Source organism: Tatumella sp. JGM130 (assembly GCF_018257525.1).
GTDB lineage: Bacteria > Pseudomonadota > Gammaproteobacteria > Enterobacterales > Enterobacteriaceae > Tatumella > Tatumella punctata.
In genome coordinates this window covers 1,310-2,790 of sequence record NZ_JAERJS010000062.1, presented here as the reverse complement: position 1 = coordinate 2,790, position 1,481 = coordinate 1,310, and the positions used below count along the sequence as shown (strand labels likewise).

The 1,481-nt window shown below is 52.9% G+C and carries 1 rRNA gene (cut by both window edges); it reads right to left on the bottom strand.

Annotated elements, in window-relative coordinates:
• Nucleotides 1-1,481 (bottom strand): 23S ribosomal RNA (locus tag JK211_RS16500) (it extends past both window edges: 1,498 nt to the left, 137 nt to the right).

Below are 1,481 nucleotides of genomic sequence, written 5' to 3'. Positions count from 1 at the left end.
GGAGCTTAGAGGCTTTTCCCGGAAGCAGGGCATTTGTCACTTCAGTACCGTAGTACCTCGTCATCACGTCTCAGCCGTATGAAATTCCGGATTTGCCTGGAATCTCAGCCTACACGCTTAAACCGGGACAACCGTCGCCCGGATGACATAGCCTTCTCCGTCCCCCCTTCGCAGTAACACCAAGTACAGGAATATTAACCTGTTTCCCATCGACTACGCTTTTCAGCCTCGCCTTAGGGGTCGACTCACCCTGCCCCGATTAACGTTGGACAGGAACCCTTGGTCTTCCGGCGAGCGGGCTTTTCACCCGCTTTATCGTTACTCATGTCAGCATTCGCACTTCTGATACCTCCAGCAGCCCTCACAGACCACCTTCAACGGCTTACAGAACGCTCCCCTACCCAACAACACATAGTGTCGCTGCCGCAGCTTCGGTGCACAGTTTAGCCCCGTTACATCTTCCGCGCAGGCCGACTCGACCAGTGAGCTATTACGCTTTCTTTAAATGATGGCTGCTTCTAAGCCAACATCCTGGCTGTCTGAGCCTTCCCACATCGTTTCCCACTTAACTGTGACTTTGGGACCTTAGCTGGCGGTCTGGGTTGTTTCCCTCTTCACGACGGACGTTAGCACCCGCCGTGTGTCTCCCGTGATAACATTCTCCGGTATTCGCAGTTTGCATCGGGTTGGTAAGCCGGGATGGCCCCCTAGCCGAAACAGTGCTCTACCCCCGGAGATGAATTCACGAGGCGCTACCTAAATAGCTTTCGGGGAGAACCAGCTATCTCCCGGTTTGATTGGCCTTTCACCCCCAGCCACAGGTCATCCGCTAATTTTTCAACATTAGTCGGTTCGGTCCTCCAGTTAGTGTTACCCAACCTTCAACCTGCCCATGGCTAGATCACCGGGTTTCGGGTCTATACCCTGCAACTTAACGCCCAGTTAAGACTCGGTTTCCCTTCGGCTCCCCTATTCGGTTAACCTTGCTACAGAATATAAGTCGCTGACCCATTATACAAAAGGTACGCAGTCACACCCTAAAAGGTGCTCCCACTGCTTGTACGTACACGGTTTCAGGTTCTTTTCACTCCCCTCGCCGGGGTTCTTTTCGCCTTTCCCTCACGGTACTGGTTCACTATCGGTCAGTCAGGAGTATTTAGCCTTGGAGGATGGTCCCCCCATATTCAGACAGGATACCACGTGTCCCGCCCTACTCTTCGAGTTCACAGCATAGATGTTTTCATGTACGGGACTTTCACCCTGTATCGTGCGACATTCCGGACGCTTCCATTAACACTTATGCTGATTCAGACTCTGGGCTCCTCCCCGTTCGCTCGCCGCTACTGGGGGAATCTCGGTTGATTTCTTTTCCTCGGGGTACTTAGATGTTTCAGTTCCCCCGGTTCGCTTCGCAACACTATGTATTCATGTTGCGATGATGCACTGAGTGCACCGGGTTTCCCCATTCGGAAATCGTCGGT